This window comes from Pseudomonas entomophila, from assembly GCF_013523125.1.
GTDB lineage: Bacteria > Pseudomonadota > Gammaproteobacteria > Pseudomonadales > Pseudomonadaceae > Aquipseudomonas > Aquipseudomonas entomophila_B.
Map to the genome: position 1 here is coordinate 1 of NZ_JAAMQJ010000115.1, position 479 is coordinate 479.

1 protein-coding gene is annotated in these 479 nt (G+C 61.4%); it reads left to right on the forward strand.

The features are described from left to right. The coding region (locus G7007_RS21865; protein ID WP_181105183.1) for a transposase at nt 1-479 on the forward strand (479 nt) is incomplete at both ends.

Consider the following 479-nt stretch of genomic DNA (forward strand, 5'->3'; position numbering starts at 1 on the left):
CGGGCGCTGGTTCGCCGCCTGGATGACCTGAAAGAAATGCGCCAGATGGAGCAGAACCGTCTGGATGTGGCGCCGCTGACGGTGCAGGCATCGATCAAGGCGGTAATCGGGCACATTACCGATGAGATGGAAAAGACTCGCAAGGCCATCGAGCAGACGATCGATGACGACCCGGACCTGCGTCGGCGACGTGAGTTGATCACCTCCATCGACGGTTTGGGCGATACCACGGCAGCCTTGCTGCTTGCCGAGCTGGGCGATCCGCTGAAGTACGAAAGCCCCTCTGCCATCGTTGCGTTCGCCGGGCTGAACCCGATGGTTCACCAGTCTGGGGAGAAGGTCGGGCAAACGACCATTTCGCGCGTGGGCTCGTCCAGGCTACGGGCAGGCTTGTTCATGGCCGGCACGGTCTCGATGCGCTTCAACCCGGTCATCAAGGCGCTGGCAGAGCGGCTGAACACCCGACATAAAGCGTACAA